General features: G+C 51.4%; 22 protein-coding genes. 21 read left to right on the top strand and 1 reads right to left on the bottom strand.

The features are described 5' to 3' along the window. Positions 1–71: 71 nt before the first annotated feature. The 20 genes from ACESZP_RS15695 (at position 72) to ACESZP_RS15600 (ending at position 19,775) form a co-directional block, all read left to right on the top strand. Positions 72–1,478, top strand: a complete 1,407-nt coding sequence (locus tag ACESZP_RS15695; protein WP_178038571.1) for an oxaloacetate decarboxylase subunit alpha — start codon at positions 72–74, stop codon at positions 1,476–1,478. Positions 1,479–1,681: 203 nt separating this feature from the next. After that, entirely contained in the window at positions 1,682–2,908 is a 1,227-nt protein-coding gene (locus ACESZP_RS15690; protein ID WP_178038570.1) for an aminoacetone oxidase family FAD-binding enzyme, read from the top strand. Positions 2,909–2,919: 11 nt separating this feature from the next. Next, positions 2,920–3,576, top strand: a complete 657-nt coding sequence (gene cmk, locus ACESZP_RS15685) for a (d)CMP kinase (protein ID WP_178038569.1) — start codon at positions 2,920–2,922, stop codon at positions 3,574–3,576. A 9-nt stretch (positions 3,577–3,585) separates the two neighbouring features. After that, positions 3,586–4,437 carry a 4-hydroxy-3-methylbut-2-enyl diphosphate reductase gene (ispH, locus tag ACESZP_RS15680; protein WP_499709647.1) on the top strand — a complete coding sequence of 284 codons (852 nt, stop codon included), beginning with the start codon at positions 3,586–3,588 and terminating at the stop codon, positions 4,435–4,437. After that, a complete protein-coding gene (gene rpsA, locus ACESZP_RS15675) occupies positions 4,418–5,527 on the top strand; it encodes a 30S ribosomal protein S1 (protein ID WP_178038567.1) in 1,110 nt (369 codons plus the stop codon). The genes ispH and rpsA overlap by 20 nt, the downstream gene beginning before the upstream one ends. Positions 5,528–5,639: 112 nt before the next feature. Next, positions 5,640–6,569 carry a putative ABC transporter permease gene (locus ACESZP_RS15670; protein ID WP_499709645.1) on the top strand — a complete coding sequence of 310 codons (930 nt, stop codon included), beginning with the start codon at positions 5,640–5,642 and terminating at the stop codon, positions 6,567–6,569. Positions 6,570–6,606: 37 nt separating this feature from the next. Next, positions 6,607–7,917, top strand: coding sequence for an electron transport complex subunit RsxC (gene rsxC / locus ACESZP_RS15665; protein ID WP_499709643.1), 1,311 nt, complete (start codon positions 6,607–6,609; stop codon positions 7,915–7,917). 15 nt (positions 7,918–7,932) lie between these two features. Then, positions 7,933–8,883 (top strand): RnfABCDGE type electron transport complex subunit D, encoded by a 951-nt coding sequence (locus ACESZP_RS15660; RefSeq protein ID WP_499709641.1) that lies wholly within the window; start codon positions 7,933–7,935, stop codon positions 8,881–8,883. Then, positions 8,880–9,506 carry a Holliday junction branch migration protein RuvA gene (gene ruvA / locus ACESZP_RS15655; protein ID WP_178038563.1) on the top strand — a complete coding sequence of 209 codons (627 nt, stop codon included), beginning with the start codon at positions 8,880–8,882 and terminating at the stop codon, positions 9,504–9,506. Before ACESZP_RS15660 ends, ruvA begins: the two co-directional genes overlap by 4 nt. An 11-nt stretch (positions 9,507–9,517) precedes the next feature. Next, complete coding sequence (gene ruvB, locus ACESZP_RS15650; protein ID WP_349163993.1) at positions 9,518–10,528, top strand: Holliday junction branch migration DNA helicase RuvB; 1,011 nt, start codon at positions 9,518–9,520, stop codon at positions 10,526–10,528. 34 nt (positions 10,529–10,562) lie between these two features. After that, positions 10,563–11,000: a cell division protein ZapA gene (locus ACESZP_RS15645; protein ID WP_178038561.1), complete on the top strand. Its 438-nt coding sequence runs from the start codon at positions 10,563–10,565 to the stop codon at positions 10,998–11,000. Between the two features lie 52 nt (positions 11,001–11,052). Beyond that, entirely contained in the window at positions 11,053–13,281 is a 2,229-nt protein-coding gene (locus ACESZP_RS15640; RefSeq protein WP_499709638.1) for a U32 family peptidase, read from the top strand. Between the two features lie 4 nt (positions 13,282–13,285). Next, on the top strand, positions 13,286–14,674 hold the full coding sequence (locus ACESZP_RS15635; RefSeq protein WP_349163990.1) for an FtsW/RodA/SpoVE family cell cycle protein: 1,389 nt from the start codon (positions 13,286–13,288) through the stop codon (positions 14,672–14,674). Next, complete coding sequence (locus ACESZP_RS15630) at positions 14,595–16,106, top strand: peptidoglycan D,D-transpeptidase FtsI family protein (protein WP_499709636.1); 1,512 nt, start codon at positions 14,595–14,597, stop codon at positions 16,104–16,106. Before ACESZP_RS15635 ends, ACESZP_RS15630 begins: the two co-directional genes overlap by 80 nt. 86 nt (positions 16,107–16,192) lie before the next feature. After that, on the top strand, positions 16,193–16,645 hold the full coding sequence (locus tag ACESZP_RS15625; RefSeq protein ID WP_178038557.1) for an NUDIX domain-containing protein: 453 nt from the start codon (positions 16,193–16,195) through the stop codon (positions 16,643–16,645). A gap of 115 nt (positions 16,646–16,760) precedes the next feature. Next, positions 16,761–17,078 (top strand): hypothetical protein, encoded by a 318-nt coding sequence (locus tag ACESZP_RS15620; protein WP_349163987.1) that lies wholly within the window; start codon positions 16,761–16,763, stop codon positions 17,076–17,078. Between the two features lie 4 nt (positions 17,079–17,082). Further along, positions 17,083–17,976, top strand: a complete 894-nt coding sequence (locus tag ACESZP_RS15615) for a DUF2953 domain-containing protein (protein ID WP_499709634.1) — start codon at positions 17,083–17,085, stop codon at positions 17,974–17,976. Positions 17,977–18,107: 131 nt separating this feature from the next. Beyond that, positions 18,108–18,530 (top strand): spore germination protein GerW family protein, encoded by a 423-nt coding sequence (locus ACESZP_RS15610; RefSeq protein WP_178038554.1) that lies wholly within the window; start codon positions 18,108–18,110, stop codon positions 18,528–18,530. Positions 18,531–18,602: 72 nt separating this feature from the next. Next, on the top strand, positions 18,603–18,764 hold the full coding sequence (locus ACESZP_RS15605; RefSeq protein WP_178038553.1) for a hypothetical protein: 162 nt from the start codon (positions 18,603–18,605) through the stop codon (positions 18,762–18,764). A gap of 81 nt (positions 18,765–18,845) precedes the next feature. Then, positions 18,846–19,775, top strand: coding sequence for a TraX family protein (locus tag ACESZP_RS15600; RefSeq protein WP_499709631.1), 930 nt, complete (start codon positions 18,846–18,848; stop codon positions 19,773–19,775). Between the two features lie 84 nt (positions 19,776–19,859). Here the strand turns inward: ACESZP_RS15600 and rpmB are convergent, their stop codons facing one another. Next, a complete protein-coding gene (rpmB, locus tag ACESZP_RS15595; protein ID WP_158362047.1) occupies positions 19,860–20,045 on the bottom strand; it encodes a 50S ribosomal protein L28 in 186 nt (61 codons plus the stop codon). 245 nt (positions 20,046–20,290) lie between these two features. Here rpmB and ACESZP_RS15590 point away from each other — a divergent pair, with 245 nt between their 5' ends. Next, complete coding sequence (locus tag ACESZP_RS15590) at positions 20,291–20,647, top strand: Asp23/Gls24 family envelope stress response protein (protein WP_499709629.1); 357 nt, start codon at positions 20,291–20,293, stop codon at positions 20,645–20,647. Positions 20,648–20,650 lie beyond the last annotated feature (3 nt).

Genomic DNA, 20,650 nt, shown 5'->3' with positions numbered 1-20,650 from the left:
AGTCAGATGGCGTTCGTGCCTGCACGATAAGACATCTGACTTTGGGAGCCGTAATAATAGGAGGAACTATTATGTCAGATATGAAACCGGTACAGATTACCGAGACTATCCTGCGTGACGCACATCAGTCTCTGATTGCTACACGTATGTCCACAGAGCAGATGCTGCCCATCGTGGAAAAACTGGATCAGGTAGGCTACCATTCCCTGGAGTGCTGGGGAGGAGCTACCTTCGACGCATCCCTTCGTTTCCTGCATGAGGATCCCTGGGAGAGACTTCGTAAAATCAAAGACAAGGCAAAGAAAACTCCGCTGCAGATGCTGTTCCGTGGACAGAACATTCTGGGTTACCGTCCCTACGGCGACGACGTCGTAGAGTACTTCGTACAGAAGTCCATCGCAAATGGTATTGATATTATCCGTATCTTTGACTGCCTGAACGATCTGCGTAATCTGCAGACAGCAGTAAAGGCTGCCAACAAAGAGAACGGCCATGCACAGGTAGCGCTGTCCTACACCCTGGGCGACGCGTATACACTGGAGTATTGGACCACCATGGCGAAGAACATCGAGGAGATGGGTGCAAACTCCATCTGTATCAAGGATATGGCAGGCCTGCTGCTTCCGTACAAGGCTACGGAGCTGGTTAAGGCACTGAAAGAGACCGTTAAGATCCCGATTCAGCTGCATACTCACTATACCTCCGGCGTGGCTTCCATGACCTACTTAAAGGCAGTAGAGGCCGGCGTAGACGTCATCGACTGCGCCATGTCTCCCTTCGCTCTGGGAACTTCCCAGCCGGCAACCGAGGTTATGGTTGAAACCTTCAAGGGAACTCCCTATGATACAGGATATGATCAGAAGCTTCTTGCTGAGATCGCGGATTACTTCCGTCCCATGCGCGACGAGGCTCTGGAGAGCGGCCTGCTGAATCCGAAGAACCTGGGCGTGAATATCAAGACCCTGCTGTATCAGGTACCGGGCGGTATGCTGTCCAACCTGACCTCCCAGCTGAAGGATCTGGGCGCTTCCGACAAATACTATGAGGTACTGGAGGAGGTTCCGCGTGTACGTAAGGACTTCGGCGAGTGCCCGCTGGTAACTCCGTCCTCCCAGATTGTAGGTACACAGGCTGTTATGAATGTGGTAGGCGGCGAGCGTTACAAGATGGTAACCAAGGAGTCCAAGGACCTGCTGTCCGGACACTATGGAAAGACTGTAAAGCCGTTCAATCCGGAGGTTCAGAAGAAGTGCATCGGCGATGCCGAGGTGATCACCTGCCGTCCGGCAGACCTGGTTCCGAACGAATTAGAGACTCTGGAGAGCGAGATGAAGCAGTACGAGGAGCAGCCGGAGGACGTTCTGACCTACGCACTGTTCCCGCAGGTAGCAACCGACTTCTTCAAGTACAGAGACGCACAGCAGAAGAAGATGGACGCAACGGTAGCAGATACCGAGAACGGGGCATATCCGGTATAATCGGATTTTTGAAAAATCAGATTTTGAAATCGCAGATTGCCGATCCGGCAAAAATGTGGTACACTAACAGCGTTGGCGAATTTTCGCCGACGCTGTTTTTACATTACGAAGTATCCGTATGAAATTCACTATTTCACCCGAAACGATGTGACATTGTGATGATGAGCTGCTACAGGTGTACAGATAGAAAGAGAGAAATTTGCATGAGCAAGGTATTGATCGTGGGCGGCGGCGCAGCCGGTATGCTGGCTTCCATTTTCTCGGCCAGAAACGGCCATGAGGTCCACGTATATGAGAAAAATGAAAAGCTGGGTAAGAAGCTGTATATTACGGGAAAGGGTCGCTGTAATCTGACCAATGCCTGCGACATGGACGCTCTTTTCGCCAGTGTGCGGACCAACAGCCGTTTTTTATACAGCGCCTTTTACGGCTTCACCAACCAGGACGCCATGGCCTTTTTCGAAGAAGAGGGTCTGAAGATCAAGACGGAGCGGGGGGAACGTGTCTTCCCGTTGTCGGACAGATCGGCGGATGTGCTGGATACGCTGCGGCGCAGTATGCGGCGTGCTGGCGTAGAGGTTCACTTGAATACAGAAGTAAAAGATATTATCGTTGAAGCGGGAGAAGCCAGAGGTCTGATTTTGTCAGATAAAACCCGGATAGAGGGTGACGCGGTTATTGTGGCCACGGGCGGTCTTTCCTATCCGGTAACCGGTTCCACAGGCGACGGCTACCGTTTCGCAAAAGAGGCGGGCCATAAGGTGACCGACTGCATCCCGTCCCTGACTCCTTTTAATATCCGGGAACAATTTGTAAAGGATTTACAGGGACTTTCCCTGAAAAATGTGGAGCTTCGGATCTGCAATGGAAAGAAAGAGGTATTCCGGGAGTTCGGAGAGATGATGTTCACCCATTTCGGTATCACCGGACCACTGGTGCTGACAGCCAGCAGCTACGTGGGAACCCTGGCGGCAAAGCAGGAGCTTAAGGCGGTACTGGATCTGAAACCCGCGCTCAGTGAGGAACAGCTTGACCAACGTATCCTAAGGGAGTTTGACGCAAATCACAATAAGAGCTTCAAAAATGTGATCGGCAGCCTGTTCCCGGCTAAATTAACGCCGGTGATGATTGGCCTCAGTGGCATCGACCAAGATAAGAAGGTACATGATATCTCCCGGGAGGAGCGGCAGGGCTTTGTGAAGCTGACCAAAAGCCTGCCTATGACCGTGACGGGGCTTCGGGATTACAAAGAGGCGATTATTACCAAAGGCGGCGTGGCTGTGAAGGAGATCAATCCTTCCACCATGGAATCAAAATTCGTAAAAGGATTATACTTTATCGGTGAGGTACTGGATCTGGACGCAGTGACCGGCGGATTCAATCTGCAGATTGCCTGGTCCACGGCCTACGCAGCCGGTAATGCTGTATAGAGGAGGAACCTATGACATATCAGATAGCGATTGACGGACCGGCGGGAGCCGGAAAAAGCACCATTGCTAAGGCAGTGGCGAAGAAGATGGGGTACATCTATGTGGATACGGGAGCTATGTACCGTGCCATGGCGCTGTATTTGCTGCGCCGGGGGATTAGTGCGGACGAGAGCGGAAAAATCAGTGCGGCAAGCCGTGACGCTGATATTACGATTGCATACAAGGACGGCTTACAGCAGGTATTATTGAACGGTGAGAACGTAACCGGATTGCTCCGCACCGAGGAGGTAGGCAATATGGCTTCTGCGTCCTCTGTAAATAAGGACGTACGCCTGAAGCTGGTGGAGCTGCAGCGCGCCCTGGCCGAGCGGGAAAATGTGGTCATGGATGGCCGGGATATCGGCACTTATGTGCTTCCGAAGGCCAATGTAAAGGTCTATCTGACCGCGTCCAGCGCCTGCCGCGCCAAGCGCCGCTATGACGAGCTGACGGAAAAGGGTGAGACCTGTGATCTGGCGGCCATTGAGGCTGACATTATCGAGCGGGACAAGCGGGATATGGAGCGGGAGTTCGCACCTCTTCGTCAGGCGGAGGACGCGACTTATGTGGATTCCTCAGATATGACCATTGATGAGGTAATCACGGCAATTACCGATCTGATTCACTAGGAGGTGCCTATGGAAGTAAGGCTTGCGAAGACGGCCGGGTTCTGCTTTGGCGTGCGCCGGGCCGTGGACACGGTATACGAACAGGTGGAGCAGGCGGAGGGCCCCATTTACACTTATGGCCCCATTGTACACAATGAAATCGTGGTACAGGAACTGGAGGAAAAGGGCGTAAAAGTTCTGAACTCCGAAGAAGAACTGAAAAGCCTCACCAGCGGTACAGTCATCATCCGGGCCCACGGCGTGGGGGAAAAGGTGTATGAGCTTCTGAAACAGCAGGGCGTGAATCTGGTGGATGCCACCTGTCCTTTTGTGAAAAAGATTCACCGTATCGCCCAGAAGGAAGAAGCCAACGGACGTCACATCCTGATCATCGGTAATGCAAAGCATCCCGAGGTGGAGGGCATCCGTGGCTGGTGCGAAAAACCTGCCTACGTGGTGGAATCCCTTGAAGAAGCGGAAAACTTTGCCCTGCCGATGGGTGAAAAGCTCTGCATTGTGTCCCAGACGACATTTAACTACAATAAATTTGAAGATATAGTTGAAATTATTTCAAAAAAGGGTTATGATATAATTGTTTTAAATACGATCTGTAGTGCAACCGAGGAGCGTCAGACCGAAGCCCGGGAAATTGCGTCCGATGTAGACGCGATGATAGTGATCGGAGGAAGTCACAGCTCCAACACACAGAAGCTATTTGAAATATGTAAAAAAGAATGTGAAAATACTTACTATATACAGTCACTTGATGATTTGGATTTGAAGACATCGCAGTCCATCCGTTGCGTAGGTATTACAGCAGGGGCTTCGACCCCAAACAAAATTATTGAGGAGGTTCAAAAACATGTCAGAATTAAGTTTTGAACAAATGCTTGAAGGTTCACTGAAAACAATAAGAAACGGAGAGGTTGTCGAAGGCACTGTGATTGATGTCAAAGAAGATGAAGCCATCTTGAACATAGGCTACAAATCCGACGGTATCCTGACCAAGAATGAGTACAGCAACAGCCCCATCGACCTGACCACAGTCATCCATGTAGGTGATACCATGGAAGTAAAGGTTCTGAAGGTCAACGACGGCGAGGGACAGGTTCTCTTGACCTACAAGCGTCTGGCAGCCGAGAAGGGCAGCAAGCGTCTGAAAGAGGCTTTTGAGAACGAGGAAGTGCTGACAGCACCGGTTACCCAGGTTCTGGACGGCGGCTTAAGCGTTGTTGTAGATGAGTCCAGAGTATTCATCCCGGCAAGCCTGGTATCCGATACCTATGAGAAGAACCTGGCGAAGTATGAAGGTCAGGAGATCAGCTTTGTTATTACCGAGTTCAATCCGCGCCGTGGCCGCATCATCGGTAACCGTAAGCAGCTGATCGTTGCTGAAAAAGCTGAGAAGCAGAAAGAGCTCTTCGAGCGCATCCATGTAGGCGATGTGGTAGAGGGTGTTGTAAAGAACGTAACCGATTTCGGTGCATTCGTAGATCTGGGCGGAGCAGACGGTCTGCTTCATATCTCTGAGATGTCCTGGGGACGCGTAGAGAACCCGAAGAAGGTATTCAAGGTTGGCGAGAAGCTGAATGTCCTGATTAAGGATATCCGTGATACCAAGATCGCCCTGAGCCTGAAATTTGAGGATCAGAATCCGTGGCTGTATGCTGCTGACAAGTATGCAGTAGGCAACGTAGTTACCGGTAAGGTGGCAAGAATGACAGATTTCGGCGCATTTGTAGAGCTTGAGCCGGGTGTAGACGCACTGCTTCATGTATCCCAGATTTCCAGAGAGCACGTAGAGAAGCCGTCTGACGTACTGAGCATCGGTCAGGAGATCGAGGCAAAGGTTGTAGACTTCAATGGCGAGGATAAGAAGATTTCTCTGAGCATGAAGGCACTGCAGAGCAACGAGACAGCCGGCGATGTGGCAGATGTGGACATCGACGCGGTAGCAGCTGAGGAAGAGTAAGAAAAGAATTACAAACGGATATACACAGACGGGAGGACAGGCACTTTGGCGTGCGTGTCCTCGCGCCTTGTCTGGGCATAATTTTGTGAAATACACAAGGAGAAAGGACAGTATGTGGAATATACAGATTGCAGGCGTGGACATTTACCATATCGTCAACTGGTTTTATATCTATAGCTTCTTGGGATGGCTCTGGGAAAGCTCCTACGTATCCATAAAGGAGAAGAAACTGGTCAATCGAGGCTTTGTGACCGGTCCGGTCTGCACCATCTATGGCTTCGGGGCTGTCATCGTCTATCTGATTCTGAAGCCCATCGCCGGAAATATTCTGTTGCTCTATATCTGCGGCGTGATTGTGCCGACAATTCTGGAATATGTTACGGCGGTTCTGATGGAGGCTCTGTTCCATACCAGCTGGTGGGATTACAGCAAGAATAAGTTTAATTTTCAGGGGCGCATCTGTCTGGGCGCATCCCTGGGCTGGGGAGTGTTTTCCGTGATTCTCTTTTATGTATTTCAGCCTTTTGTGGACTGGATTGTGAGCCTGTACAGCGTGGCGACCGGAAAGCTGCTGGTGAGCGTGGCGACCCTGGTATACGCGGTAGATTTCGGCATGTCCTACATGAACGCCATGCAGATTGGCGAGAAACTGCGGAATATGGACGCGGTTATGGACGAGCTGTACGAATATATCCAGAATACGAAGCTCTATGAGAGCACCGAGGAACTCAAAGAACGGCTGGCCCATTACCGTCTGCCTGAGTATGTACCGGAGCTGAAACAGCGTCTTGAGGATCGGGTCAATGCAATGGTAGCCTTTGCGGGTGAGTCTCCTGAAGAATTTAAAGCCCGTCAGGAAGGACGTCTGGCAGAGCTGGCCGAGCGTTTCGGCGCTGCGCAGAAGCGCTTTGAGCGTTTGAAAGGTATGGGTAACGTATTTACCAGACGTACCATGAACGCTTACCCGAACATGAAGTCCCGGGCGCAGGCACTGAAAGAGCGTGCGGTACAGAAGGTTGGCAAGGGTTCCAGAGAACAGTAACGAGTTGAAATAAAAAATACCGGAGTGATAAAAATTCATGGCACATGTGACCTTTAAGGGCGGAGTGTTTCCGCACAAGAGAAAGCGGTTTACAAGAGAAAAAGCATTGGAGGAGTATCTGCCGAAGGGAGATCTGATCTATCCCCTGCGTCAGCATATCGGCGGCACGGCAGTGCCGGTGGTAGCTGTGGGAGACCGGGTACTGGAGGGACAGCTCCTTGCGAAGGCCAGTGGCGATATCTCTGCGCCGGTTCATGCGTCGGTGTCCGGTACGGTAAAAGCGATTGAGCCGCGGAAAACCGTATCCGGAAAAGAGATTTTGTCTGTGGTAGTCGAAAATGACGGTCTGTACGAAAAAATGCCGGTTTCGGAGATAAAGCCCTGGCAGGAGCTGGAGGTTGGGGAGCGCCTGCGCCGGATCCAGGAGGCCGGAGTGGTCGGTATGGGAGGAGCCGGATTCCCGACCCATATCAAGCTGTCAGTACGGAATCCCAAGAGAATCCGTTATGTCCTGATCAACGGTACCGAATGTGAGCCCTATATGACCAGCGATTACCGTAGAATGCTGGAATCGCCGGAGTGTCTGGTTGAGGGACTTCGGATTGTTTTGAGTCTTTTTGAGCGTGCTACCGGTATTTTTGCCATGGAGGATAATAAACGGGACGCCATTACAGCCATGCAGATGGCCAGCGGAAGTGAACCCCGGATGGAGGTCCGGGTACTGGAAACCAAGTATCCCCAGGGTGCGGAGCGTATGCTGATCTACGCCTGTACCGGCGCGGAGATCAACACGTCCCAGCTTCCGGCAGACGCGGGCTGTATCGTACTGAATGTGGAAACGCTTCACGCCATCTATGAGGCGCTGGTTCTCGGCCTTCCGGTGACGAAGCGGGCAGTGACGGTGACCGGAAAAGCGTTGAAGGAACCGAAAAATTTTCTGGTTCGGATCGGCACCAGTTTTTCGGAGCTTCCGGAGGCAGCGGGCGGTTACGCGAAGCAGCCGAAGAAGTTTGTCTGCGGCGGTCCCATGCGCGGTGTGGAGATGAAGAACCTGGAGGTTCCGGTGACGAAGACAGCAACCGGATTTCTGTGCATGAGTCAGGATTATACGGATAAGCCGGGCGCCTGCATCCGATGCGGTTCCTGTACAGAGGCCTGCCCGATTTATCTTTTGCCCACAAAGCTTGCGGACGCGGCGGAGGCCGGAAAAGAGCAGGAGTTCCGGGATATGAACGGCATGGAATGCTTGGGCTGCGGAAGCTGCAGCTTTGTATGCCCGGCCAGAAGACAGCTGGCTCCGTCCATTCAGGACATGCGCCGGAAGCTGCTGGCACAGGGAAGAAGATAGGGAGGAAATGAGACGATGGAAAAAAATTACAAATGGATCTTTCCTCATGTGAAGGGAACGATGACGACAGCAGGTATGATGCGGATGATGCTTCTGGCGCTTTTGCCTGCGGAGATTTTCGGCGTCCTTCATTTCGGACCGCGGGTACTTCTGCATCTGCTGATTTGCGTTGTCACCTGTACACTTACAGAATTTACCATTGAAGCGTTTCGGGATAAGCCGCTGACTGTGGCGGACGGAAGTGCCATGGTGACGGGGGAATTGCTGGCCCTGATGCTGCCGGCAAACGCGCCTCTGTGGCTTGGAGCCTTAGGAGGGCTTTTTGCTGTCGGCGTGATCAAGATGCCTTTCGGTGGCCTTGGAAAGAACCGGCTGAATCCGGCTCTTTCCGGCTATTGTTTTCTGTTTCTGGCTTTTCCGAAATATATGAAGGATTACAGCTTCGGCAACTATGGTTCCCGGACGCTTCTGGGGCAGCTTTTGTCCGGACAGACCGTAGATCCCTATCCGATGCTCTGGGGCAATACCAACGGCAGTATCGGTACGGTATCGGCGGCGATGTTACTCCTTGGCGCGGTGCTGCTGCTGGCCTTTGGTATCATTCATCTGCGGATTCCGGCGGCGATTGGGATCTCCTTCCTGATTACATTGTTTCTCGGTGCGGGAAAGGGCTTTGATCAGCTCTATTTTACCACCCAGTTTCTGGGAGGTGGTCTGATTCTGGGAGCTTTCTTTGTGGCGACGGACTGTGTGACGTCACCGATTACGAGAAAGGGCCAGATCTGGTACGGCGTTCTGATTGGCGTCATGACGGCGGCGCTTCGGCTGGCCGGGATAGAAGAGGGTATGGTGTACGCGATACTGGTATCAAATCTGTGCGTGCCGTTTATTGAACAACTGACTGTACCGAAGCCCTTCGGAAGAAGAAAACCGGTACAGGTTACACAGAACAGGAGACAGCCATGATTGCGTATATCAGAGGTACACTGGCTTATATTGAGCCAGAGGAGAGTATGGCAGTGCTGGAGACCGGTGGAATCGGCTACCGGATTCTCATGTCCGGACGGGATCTGGATCTTTTACCGGCGGCAGGCGAGGAGCTTCGCCTGTATACCTACCTGCAGGTGCGGGAGGACGCATTTGTGCTTTTCGGCTTTTTTACCCGGGAGGATCGGAAGCTGTTTCAACAGCTTTTGAGCGTCAATGGTATCGGTCCGAAGGCGGCCCTTGGAGTGCTTTCCGCCCTTTCCGCGGACGATCTCCGCTTCGCGGTGTTGGCGGATGACGCGAAGGCCATTGCAAAAGCTCCTGGTATCGGCCTGAAGACAGCCCAGAAACTGATTCTGGAGCTGAAGGATAAATTAAGCCTTGAGGAGGCCTTTGAGGCGCGTCTGGAGAATAGCCAGGCAAAGGCGGCAGCTGGAGCGGCTCCCGATCTGAGCGAGGCCCGGAACGAGGCTGTGGAAGCTCTGACAGCCCTTGGCTATTCCGCTTCCGATTCCCTGAAGGCTGTGCGGAAGGTGGAAGCAGCCGACGGTATGAATGTAGAAGATATTTTAAAAGCTGCGTTAAAATATATCAGCTTCTAGGAGACAGATAGATGGGAAAACGTATCATTACAACGGAGGCTATGGAGGAGGATATCCGCACAGACTACAGTCTGCGGCCTCAGACGCTGGATGAATATATCGGCCAGGAGAAGGCTAAGGAAAATCTGAAGATCTATATTCAGGCGGCCAAAGCCCGGGGAGAATCTCTGGATCATGTGCTGTTTTACGGACCGCCGGGACTGGGCAAGACGACTCTTGCCGGCATTATTGCCAATGAGATGGGCGTTCACATGAAGGTGACTTCCGGTCCGGCTATCGAAAAACCCGGTGAAATTGCGGCTATCCTCAACAATCTGTCTGAGGGTGATGTGCTTTTTGTGGACGAGATTCACCGGCTGAACCGACAGGTGGAGGAGGTTCTGTACCCGGCCATGGAGGACTTTGCCATTGATATCGTCATTGGAAAGGGCGCTTCGGCCCGGTCTATCCGGTTGGATTTGCCGCATTTTACATTGATTGGCGCGACTACCAGGGCGGGACTTCTGACAGCGCCCCTGCGGGATCGCTTTGGCGTGGTTCATCATCTGGAGTTCTATACAGACGAGGAGCTGCAGACCATTGTGGAGCGTTCGGCGGACGTGCTGGGCGTGGAGATTGACCCGAAGGGAGCCCTGGAGCTGGCCAGACGTTCCAGGGGAACTCCGAGACTGGCCAACCGGCTTTTGAAACGGGTACGTGATTTCGCCCAGGTCAAATATGATGGGAAGATCACGAAAGAGATTGCGGATTTCGCGCTGGATCTGCTGGAAGTGGATCGCTATGGTCTGGATCAGATCGACCGGCGGATTCTTATGACCATGATTGAGAAATTCATGGGCGGCCCGGTAGGCCTGGACACCTTGGCGGCGGCTATCGGTGAGGATTCCGGCACGATAGAGGATGTCTATGAACCGTATCTGATCAAGAAAGGTTTCATTAACCGGACGCCCCGGGGACGTGTGGTCACAGAGTTGGGATATCATCACCTGGGTGTTGTGCCGGATGGCGGTAATGTGATATAATAGAGTATCGAAAAAACCAAAGGACGTGAACGAGATGGCGATGAAAAACGCAGTGGAAGTGGTGGTGGATGGCCGGGTCTATAAGATCAGCGGCTACGAAAGCCAGGAGTATCTGCATCAGATAGCAGTCTATATCAACGAGAAAATGACCGAGTGCCACAGTACGGAAAACTACCGGAAACAGAGCGGCGATCAGCGGCAGCTGATGTTGAGTATGAACCTGGCGGACGACTATTTTAAAGCCAAGAACCAGGCTGAGAAGCTGACCGCGGAGCTGGAGAAGAAGGAGCGGGAGCTGTACAGCGTCCGTCACGATCTGATTGAGGCCCGGCTGGAGATCGAGAATCTGAAAAAAGAGAAGAAGGCAGGCTCCGGACAGAATAACCGCAGAAATGAGCAGCATGCGGGAAAGCAGAATAATGTTGGAAATAATGTGAATTCTGTGAACAGTGGAAACAATACACAGAGATAAATGGAGAGGGCGCCAGACGGATTTTTGGCGCCTTTTTTGTGGAGGAGGAAACATGAGACATCAGACAGAGCTTCTGGCTCCGGCAGGTTCCTTTGAGAGCCTGCGGGCCGCAGTCAACGCGGGAGCGGACGCCGTATATATCGGAGGCACAAGGTTTGGCGCCCGGGCCTATGCGGAGAATCCGGACGAAAAGGGCCTGTGTGAGGCTATCGAGTTCGCTCATCTGCACGGCTGCGATCTGTATATGACAGTCAATACGCTTTTGAAGGATTCGGAGATGGAGGAGCTTGGAGCTTATCTGAAGCCCTATTATGAGAGCGGTCTGGACGCAGTCATTGTCCAGGATATGGGTGTCTTTTCCTATATTCGCGAGAACTTCCCGGATCTGGATATTCACGCCAGCACTCAGATGACGGTGCTTGGCGCGGAAGGAGCTGAATTTCTGAAAAAGCAGGGAGCTGCCCGTGTGGTGACAGCCCGGGAGCTGTCGCTGCAGGAGATTCGCCGGATTCATGATACCGTGGATGTGGAGATTGAGAGCTTTATTCACGGAGCCCTCTGTTACTGTTATTCGGGCCAGTGCCTGATGAGCAGCATGTTTGGCGGCCGCAGCGGCAACCGTGGCCGGTGCGCTCAGCCCTGCCGCCTGCCTTATCAGTTGAAGGGTGATGGAAAGCTGCTTGGCAAAAAGGGCGAGGAGTATATCTTAAGTCCCAAGGATATGTGCACCATTGAGATTCTGCCGGAAATTCTGGCGGCAGGCGTCTGCTCCCTGAAAATCGAGGGTCGGATGAAGCGACCCGAGTACACGGCAGGCGTAGTGCGCATTTATCGGAAATATCTGGATCATTACCTGGAATATGGAGGGGATAAATATCGTGTGGACCCGAAGGATTATGGGGAACTGCAGGCACTTTATAACCGGGGCGGATTTTCCAGAGGCTATTATCAGGTACACAATGGCCGCGATATGATTTCCCTGACCAGACCCAGCCATTTTGAGGAGAAGGGAAAGAAGGCCATGCAGGAAAAGCAGCGATATGAGGCGCTGCTGCAGGAGATTCGGAAGGAATATCTGGACAGGGATAAGAAGGAAACCATCGAGGGCAGCTTCCGCATTTCCCTGGATGGACCGTCGGAGCTTGCGGTGCGGTATCGGGACGCAGAGGTGCGCGTGGAGGGCGAGCCCGGTCAGGTGCCGAAGAATCAGCCTATGACGGAAGCGGATATCCGCAAGCAGCTTATGAAGACCGGGGATACTCCCTTTATATTCGGAAAGCTCGCGATACAGATGGACGGCGATATCTTCTGCCCCAACGGGCAGCTGAACCGGATGCGGCGGGAGGCTTTGGAGAAGCTGACAGAGCAGTGTACGGCAGGAACGCACAGAGCATCCGGAGATATACGGAAGCTGCTTACATGCAACGGGGCAGGCGGAGATACGGACAAAAAGGCACAGAAGCCAGGTCATTTTCCGCTTCGGGTACAGTTGGAGCGGGCAGAATATCTGCCGGAAGTGCTGGATTTTCCGGAGGTACAGGCAGTCTATCTGACCAGCGAAAAGCTGGATTTTGAACGGCTGCCGGAATATGTAAATGTCTGCCACAGGGCAGAAAAGGAATGTCTGCTGGTACTGCCGGCGATTTTCCGGACACCCGCCAGACGGTGGTTTGAGGAGCGGACAGAGCTGATAAAGCAGGCGGGATTGGACGGCCTGGTACTGAAAAACCTGGAAGAGCTGGAATTTGTAAAAAATCAAGGGCTGGAACTGCCGCTGATTGGTGATCACAACCTCTACAGCTGGAATCAGGAAGCCGGCACATTCTGGAAAAAACAGGGAATCACAAGAGAAACACTTCCGCTGGAGCTGAACGACCGGGAGCTTAAGGAGCGGGGAGCCCGAGATGCCGAGCTCATTGCCTACGGTTATCTGCCGCTGATGACTACGGCAGGTTGTCTGCACCGGACGGTGGAGCGCTGTGATCAGAAGGAGACGGTACGGATGCTGGTGGATCGCTATAAGAAAGAATTTCCGGCTGTCAATTACTGCCGTTACTGTTATAATGTAATCTATAACAGTGAACCGCTGTCTCTCCTGAATAATAAAGAAGAGGTCGAGCGGCTTGCGCCGGAGGCGTTACGTCTCTGCTTTACATTGGAGAGCCGGAAGGAAATTCGAAGAATCCTGAAGGATTACACAGAGGTGTTTTGCGGCGGCGCGCCGTGCCGGAGACCGGAGTACAGCTACACAAAGGGACATTTGAAACGGGGAGTACAGTAAATATATGGTATTCTTGATTACCGATTTATCCAAATACGCGTTTATTATCCTGATTGCGCTTTATACATCCTTAAGCTATTCGGTGCTGCGAAAACGGGATCAGGAGGAGGTGCGCCACGGTTTTCGGCTGCAGATTCTGAACCTGTTCCTGATTCATGCCCTGGCCTTTGTGGTGCTGTACATGCAGACCGGGGAAATGAAGCTGGCGGTATTCTACGCCTTTCAGTTCTTTTTGCTGCAGGCGGTGTTGGTGTTCACCCGGATTATCTATCCGAAGGCAAATCGGCTGGTGCTGAACAATATGTGTCTGCTGCTGGCCATTGGTTTCATCATGCTGACGCGGCTGTCATATGACAAGGCAGTGCGTCAATTTCAGATTGCGGCGGTGGCACTGGCGGTGGCACTGATTGTGCCGGTACTGATCCGAAAATGCGGCTTTCTGCAGAAGCTGCCCTGGCTTTACGGAATCGGCGGGCTGGCGCTTCTGATGGCCGTGGCCGTAGTGGGCAAGACCACCTCGGGCGCGAAATTATCACTGGTTATCGGCAAATTTGTGTTCCAGCCCAGTGAGTTTGTGAAAATTACCTTTGTATTTTTTGTGGCAGCTATGCTGAGTAAGAGCACGGAATTCGCGGATATTGTGCGGACGACCATTCTGGCGGCGGCCCATGTGCTGGTGCTGGCAGTGTCCAGCGACTTGGGCGGGGCACTGCTGTTCTTTGTAACCTACCTGGTGATGCTCTATGTGGCCACGAAGAAACCTCTGTATTTCCTGGCAGGTCTGGGAGCGGGATCGGTGGCGGCGGTCATCGGCTATCATCTGTTCGCCCACGTGCGGGTCCGGGTGCTGGCCTGGACCGACCCCTTCAGCGTCATTGAAAATGAGGGGTATCAGATCACGCAGTCCTTATTTGCCATCGGAACCGGACGCTGGTTCGGCATGGGACTGAATCTGGGCATGCCCAATAAGATCCCGGTAGTGGAGCAGGATTTTATTTTCTCGGCTATTGCTGAGGAAATGGGCGGTATCTTCGCCGTATGCCTGATTTTGATATGCATGAGCTGTTTTATCATGTTTATCAATATTGCCATGCAGATCAAGAACCGATTCTACAAATATACGGCGTTGGGCTTCGGGACCCTCTATGGTTTTCAGGTGTTCCTGACCATCGGAGGAGCCATCCGCTTTATTCCGTCCACAGGCGTGACATTGCCGCTGGTGAGCTACGGCGGAAGCTCCCTGGCGTCCAGTATCCTGATGTTTTATATTATTCAGGGTATGTATCTCTTAAAAGAAGACGAGGATTTGCAGATTGAAAAAGAACGAGCAGCCAAAGCAAGAAAAGCAAAAAGAGTCAAAGACGGGCAGAGCAAAAAGCAGGAAAAATCATGAGCTGGCGGTGATTACGTACCTTTTCATCGGTCTGTTTGCGCTGATGACAGGCTATTTTATCTATTTTGACGCGATCTTAAGTCCGGATGTAATCAACAATCCCTACAACGCCAGGCTGGACGCCTTTGCAGAGCGGAATATCCGGGGAAATATCCTGGCCTCGGACGGCACAGTGCTGGCGGAGACGAAGGCAGCGTCGGACGGTACAGAGACCCGGGAATATCCCTACGCCAATCTGTTTGCCCATGTGGTGGGCTATTCTACCCGTGGAAATACAGGCATTGAGCAGTTAGCCAATTACTACCTGCTGACTTCCAGTATCTCACCGGCAGAGCAACTGAAAAATCAGGTGAAAGACCAGAAAAGTCAGGGGGATAATGTGGTGACCACCCTGGATATGGATTTGCAGCGAACCGCTTACGACGCCCTGGGCAAGAACCGGGGTGCGGTGGTAGTGCTGGAAGCACAGACCGGACGGGTGCTTGCCATGGTGTCCAAGCCGGACTACGATCCGAGTACTATCAATGAAAAATGGGATACGCTTACGGCGGAGGATTCCCCGGAGAGTGGCAGCGTCCTCTACAACCGCGCGACCCAGGGACTCTACGCGCCCGGCTCCACGTTTAAAATTGTGACGCTGCTGGAGTATATGCGGGAAAATCCGGATTCCTATGCAGACTTTTCCTTCAATTGCAAGGGAAAGGTTACAGAGGGAAACTATACCATCAGCTGTTATAATAAGAAGGCCCATGGAGCCGAGGATTTGACAAAGGCCTTTGCGAAATCCTGTAATTCAGCCTTTGCCACCATTGGCCTGTCGCTGGATGAGAGTGCGTTTAAGAGTACCTGTGAGGAGCTGCTGTTCAACACAGAGTTGCCGTCACCTCTGACTTATTCCAAGAGCTCCTTTTCCCTGAAAACGGACGCCACGCCTGCAGAACAGATGATGACAGCCATCGGCCAGGGGGAGACGCTTGTTTCACCCCTTCATATGGCTCTGATTGCCGGCACCATTGCCAATGACGGCGTGCTGATGAAGCCTTATCTGCTGGAGGAGGTGCGAAGCGCGAAGGGCGCGACGGTGAAAACCTTCGATACGGAGGAGTACGGCTCCCTGATGACGGCGGACGAGGCCGCTGCACTGACCGAATATATGAAGGCCGTGGTGGAGAGCGGAACAGGAAGCAAGCTGAAGGACCTGGGCTTTGAGACCGCAGGTAAAACGGGAACAGCTGAGTACACCAGTGATAAGAGCAAGAGCCACGCCTGGTTTGTAGGCTTTTCTGATACCGGGGACCGGGATATCGCGGTCTGTGTGCTGGTGGAGGAGCGCGGCAGCGGTAGCGAGTACGCAGTGCCCATTGCACGGCAGATTTTTCAGGAATGGTACGGGAATAAGGCTCTGAAGGATCTGATGAACGGGACCGAGTAGAAGGTGATAACAAACGCTTGTCAAATCTCCCAAAAAGCGCTATACTATACCTAGTTTTTGAACACACCAGGACAGGAGGTTTTGCAATGATTGAAGCAACCAGTTGTGGCGGTGTGGTAATATTTCGAGGTAAGATCCTGCTTTTGTACAAGAATTACAAGAACCGTTATGAGGGCTGGGTATTGCCGAAGGGGACTGTAGAGCCGGGAGAAGAGTACAAGGAGACGGCGTTAAGAGAAGTGCGCGAGGAAACGGGCGTAGATGCCGCGATTATCAAGTATATTGGCAAGAGCCAGTATTCCTTCACGGTGCCGGAGGACACGGTAGAGAAGGACGTTCACTGGTATCTGATGATGGCGGACAATTATTACAGTAAACCACAGCGCGAGGAGTATTTTGTGGATTCGGGATATTATAAGTATCACGAGGCCTACCATCTGCTGAAGTTTTCCAATGAGAAGCAGATTCTGGAGCGGGCCTACAATGAGTATCTGGATCTGAAAAAGAGTAATCTCTGGGGCAATAAAAAGTATTTTTAGAAGAAACGAGAGGAAAGAGGGTGTCGCGGATAGGTTTCGATACCCTCATTTTTCGAATTTAGGACAATAGCGTAAGCGCAGAGCGGACAGACTGTTGTCTGGAGAGGATTTCGGAATGCAGTGGGCGGAAAATCTTTATCTGACTGACAAAACGGCGAAAAAAAAGGATAAGATTATAAGAAAAGCCAACCGTGGTATGGGGATGGTCAGCATCTATCTGATCACCCTGGCTTCCAATCCGGAGAATCTTTTTGATATTTTTCACGCGGCCCATCTGAAGCAGCCGGCCTTTTATAAGCAGGATCTTTTTGTGGTGGGTATCGCGTCGGGTTACGAGGAGGCCCTGGAGCTGGTACAGCGGATGGTAGAGGACATCTATCGGAAGACCGGCGGCTTCGCCGTGCGGGAGTATTTTGGCAGGACGGAGAACTGACAGTATGCTGCATATAATCTGGATTATCTTGAAAATCATACTGCTCATACTTGCAGTGGTGCTGGGACTGGCTTTGCTGATTCTGGCATTGCTTCTTTTGGTGCCGGTTCGGTACGAGGCCCATCTGAAAAAGAAAGAGGAATTTTTCGTGGAAGCAAGGGTGCACTGGCTACTTCAGCTGGTACGGGTACCGGTGAGCTTTCGGAACGGGGAACTGTCGGCGAAGCTGAAGGTACTTATTTTTACCGTGAAGGATTTTCTGGCGGATGAAAAAGAGATAGAGGATGGGATGAAAGAAGTTTTCGCGGACGCAGAGGAGGACGCGGGGAAGGCGGCAGAGCAGGAGATCTGCATAGAGCCCGTAGAAGAGGAAACAGAAGAACTGGAGCCGTGGCCCGCCCGCAAACAGCGGAATCTCGGAATTTTCGGGAAAATTACTGTTTTTCTGAGAACGCTTGCGGGCTTTCTGAAAACTATCTGGCGCTGCTTAAGCTCTATTCCGAAAAAATTAAAAAATCTTAAATATACATTACACCGGTTCTATGTTAAAATAAAACGAATGAAACGCTTTGCCACGGACGACCGCACAAAGGCGGCACTCAGTCTTGCCTGGAGCCAACTGAAAGGTTTTCTGTTGAAACTGCTTCCGAACAAAGTGCGGGGTGACCTGCGTTTCGGAACGGACGACCCGGCGCTGACCGGAGAAATTCTGGGCGGCATCAGTATATTTTATCCTCTTTTCATGGATAATGTGAAGGTAGTCCCTGATTTTCAGGAGACTGTGCTGGAGGGTGAGCTGTATCTGAAGGGCCGCATCCGGCTGCTGACCGTCGCGCAGATTGCCTGGAGGCTGTACCGGGACAAAAATGTTCGTTTTGTATACCGAATGGTGACCTGACGTGCCGATATGACAAAGCATCCTGAATCACGCTGCACCTTTTTTACGCACAACAGGCGTAGGTGGTTTGGGTAGTGCGAAATCGCGATAAAAATTTATAATCATAGAAGATATAATAAGGAGGCTTTCTTATGAATAATACATTTGATACCACCGTAGAGTCCCTGTTCAAGGGCATGGACAGCTTTATCACTACAAAAACCGTAGTCGGCGACGCAGTTACCATCGGCGATACCATCATTCTGCCGCTGGTAGACGTATCCTTCGGCGTGGGAGCCGGAGCCTTCGCGGGCGATAAGAAGCAGAACGCAGGCGGCGGTATGGGAGCGAAGATTTCCCCCAGCGCTATTCTGGTAATCTCGAATGGCGTCACCAAGCTGGTCAATGTAAAGAATCAGGATACTGTAACGAAGATTCTCGACATGGTTCCGGATTTCGTGAACAAGTTTGCGTCAGGCGGCACAAAGAATGAGAGTCCGGTGGCAGACGCCATCCAGGACGCAGTAGACGTAATCGAAAAGGACGAGCCGGAGGCAGATCCAAAGGCAGAGTAATCGGCTGCCTGGATACACATTTCAAAAAAAAGGACATAGAATAGAATAAGAAATAATATGCCGGGAGCCGTTATGAAACAGCTGCTTGGTTTTGTGATGTTCTGGATAGGCGTCGGAATCCTCACCACCTTTTTTATGCCGGTCAACGGCTGGTTTGTGCGGGCGCTGGCGGCCTTTTCCCTGATGATTGTCGGGTATAATCTGTTCTCGTCCGGAGGAAAATGCGGAAGATAAAAGATTATTGTTCACATGCACTGTCCCGCGGAGCGTGTTATTGAGAACGGAGTGAACAATAACGATAAAGGGAGATAGAAAATGTCTGTAACTACATTGAAGCGGATAGCGCTTGTGACCATGGTGCTGGGGTATATCGGATCGCTGATTCCGGGTATGCCGGTGTTTCTGCAGTGGCTCGGAAAGCTGTCCGCGCCGCTGTTCTTTTACTGTATGGCCTGGAGCCTTACGAAAACCAGTGATAAGAAAGCGTATTTCCGGCGGCTCTACATCGCCAGCGTAGCCATGGCGGCCTTTAACCTGCTCATGTCCGTTGTGGCACAGAAGACCGGCCTGGTCACCGCCGTCACCACCAATATGTTCGCGACCTTATTTGCGTCTGCTTTTCTGGTGGATCTGATTGAATACGCGAATCGCCATCCGAAGCGGAGATTGAAAATCTGGTTCACATACATTTTTTATCAGGTGGCTGTCGCGGGTGTATGGGCCGGACTCTATGAAATTGTGGAAGTGCCCTATGCAGTATTGAATTTCGGTTCGGCTCTGCTTGGAAGCGCGCTGACCTGCGAGGGAGCGCTGATGTATGTGCTGATTGGCGTGCTATTCTATTTTACGAAGGAGGACAAGAGTAAGAAGCGGATGATTCTCGGATACCTGGGTATCTTTCTTGTATTCTTTGTAAATTCCGCCTTTGGTCTCTGGGGAAGATTGTTTTCCCTGGTGGGCCATGATGTGCTGGTGGCTCTGATGGAGATTATGACGGGGCTGGTGCTCTGGGGAGCGTCTTTCCGTCCGATTTTTGATCTGTCCCATATGCTCCATAATGATTTTCAGTGGATGATGATTTTTGCCCTGCCGCTGGTGCTCGGCTGCAATGAAGAGCTTGGCTTTTGTAAGAAGAAGCGGAAGCGGGACAAGCTGTCACCGCAGTTCCGGAAGTATTTTTACTACATATTCTACCCGGTACATGTATATGTGCTGTGGTTCATCGGGGCTGTGATTATGAAATAAAACGCAGGATTCTTTCTTATTTTCTATAAAAGGGACACAAAAAAAGGAGCGGCACACGCTGCTCCTAATTTCTCAATCTTAAACTTAAGCTCTCTCAACTGCTCCGGACTTCAGACAGGATGTACATACATACATCTTTCTGGCAGCGCCGTTAACCTTAACCTTTACAGACTTAACATTGGATTTCCACATCTTGTTGGAACGTCTATGTGAATGGCTGACGTTGTTTCCGAAATGAGCGCCTTTTTCACAGATTGCACACTTTGCCATGTTTGCACCTCCTCTTGAACGATAGTGAACCTATATATAGGCTCGCAACATAAGTTATTCTAGCAGATGCCACTATATTTTGCAAGTGGAAATTTAAAAATATTACAATTTTTTAGAAAGTATGAAAAATAGCTTTCTTTTCGAGGTAAAACAGGTTATAATACACTATATCTATGTCATCTGATAAGCAAAGAGAGACATGGGCTTTTTTGATGTAATAAAAAATAAGAGTGGAGGTAATGATAATGAAGGGACTTATGAATACGCAGATGGGCGCTGTCATGATCGACCCGGAAGTTATTGCCAGATATGCAGGTTCCGTAGCAGTGGAGTGCTTCGGTATCGTTGGAATGGCCATGGTAAATATGAAAGACGGACTGGTAAAGCTCCTGAAGGGAGACAACCTGACCCGCGGCGTGAACGTACAGATCAACGACAATAAGATTATGCTTTCTTTCCATGTAATTGTAGCGTATGGCGTCAGCATTTCCGCTGTATCCGACAATCTGATGAGCAATGTAAAGTACAAGGTGGAGGAGTTCACCGGAATGACCATTGAGAAAATCAACATCTTTGTTGAGGGTGTTCGGGTCATAGATTAATTT

It is taken from the genome of Candidatus Dorea massiliensis AP6, assembly GCF_964245105.1.
Classification (GTDB): domain Bacteria; phylum Bacillota; class Clostridia; order Lachnospirales; family Lachnospiraceae; genus Laedolimicola; species Laedolimicola intestinihominis.
This window is presented reverse-complemented; position numbering and strand designations above follow the sequence as displayed.

Bases quoted from the DNA above. Each gene is read 5' to 3' on its own strand.
- ACESZP_RS15695 (WP_178038571.1), top strand. From the start codon at position 72: ATGTCAGATATGAAACCGGTACAGATTACCGAGACTATCCTGCGTGAC.
- ACESZP_RS15690 (WP_178038570.1), top strand. From the start codon at position 1,682: ATGAGCAAGGTATTGATCGTGGGCGGCGGCGCAGCCGGTATGCTGGCT.
- cmk (WP_178038569.1), top strand. From the start codon at position 2,920: ATGACATATCAGATAGCGATTGACGGACCGGCGGGAGCCGGAAAAAGC.
- ispH (WP_499709647.1), top strand. From the start codon at position 3,586: ATGGAAGTAAGGCTTGCGAAGACGGCCGGGTTCTGCTTTGGCGTGCGC.
- rpsA (WP_178038567.1), top strand. From the start codon at position 4,418: ATGTCAGAATTAAGTTTTGAACAAATGCTTGAAGGTTCACTGAAAACA.
- ACESZP_RS15670 (WP_499709645.1), top strand. From the start codon at position 5,640: ATGTGGAATATACAGATTGCAGGCGTGGACATTTACCATATCGTCAAC.
- rsxC (WP_499709643.1), top strand. From the start codon at position 6,607: ATGGCACATGTGACCTTTAAGGGCGGAGTGTTTCCGCACAAGAGAAAG.
- ACESZP_RS15660 (WP_499709641.1), top strand. From the start codon at position 7,933: ATGGAAAAAAATTACAAATGGATCTTTCCTCATGTGAAGGGAACGATG.
- ruvA (WP_178038563.1), top strand. From the start codon at position 8,880: ATGATTGCGTATATCAGAGGTACACTGGCTTATATTGAGCCAGAGGAG.
- ruvB (WP_349163993.1), top strand. From the start codon at position 9,518: ATGGGAAAACGTATCATTACAACGGAGGCTATGGAGGAGGATATCCGC.
- ACESZP_RS15645 (WP_178038561.1), top strand. From the start codon at position 10,563: ATGGCGATGAAAAACGCAGTGGAAGTGGTGGTGGATGGCCGGGTCTAT.
- ACESZP_RS15640 (WP_499709638.1), top strand. From the start codon at position 11,053: ATGAGACATCAGACAGAGCTTCTGGCTCCGGCAGGTTCCTTTGAGAGC.
- ACESZP_RS15635 (WP_349163990.1), top strand. From the start codon at position 13,286: ATGGTATTCTTGATTACCGATTTATCCAAATACGCGTTTATTATCCTG.
- ACESZP_RS15625 (WP_178038557.1), top strand. From the start codon at position 16,193: ATGATTGAAGCAACCAGTTGTGGCGGTGTGGTAATATTTCGAGGTAAG.
- ACESZP_RS15620 (WP_349163987.1), top strand. From the start codon at position 16,761: ATGCAGTGGGCGGAAAATCTTTATCTGACTGACAAAACGGCGAAAAAA.
- ACESZP_RS15615 (WP_499709634.1), top strand. From the start codon at position 17,083: ATGCTGCATATAATCTGGATTATCTTGAAAATCATACTGCTCATACTT.
- ACESZP_RS15610 (WP_178038554.1), top strand. From the start codon at position 18,108: ATGAATAATACATTTGATACCACCGTAGAGTCCCTGTTCAAGGGCATG.
- ACESZP_RS15605 (WP_178038553.1), top strand. From the start codon at position 18,603: ATGAAACAGCTGCTTGGTTTTGTGATGTTCTGGATAGGCGTCGGAATC.
- ACESZP_RS15600 (WP_499709631.1), top strand. From the start codon at position 18,846: ATGTCTGTAACTACATTGAAGCGGATAGCGCTTGTGACCATGGTGCTG.
- rpmB (WP_158362047.1), bottom strand. From the start codon at position 20,045: ATGGCAAAGTGTGCAATCTGTGAAAAAGGCGCTCATTTCGGAAACAAC.
- ACESZP_RS15590 (WP_499709629.1), top strand. From the start codon at position 20,291: ATGAAGGGACTTATGAATACGCAGATGGGCGCTGTCATGATCGACCCG.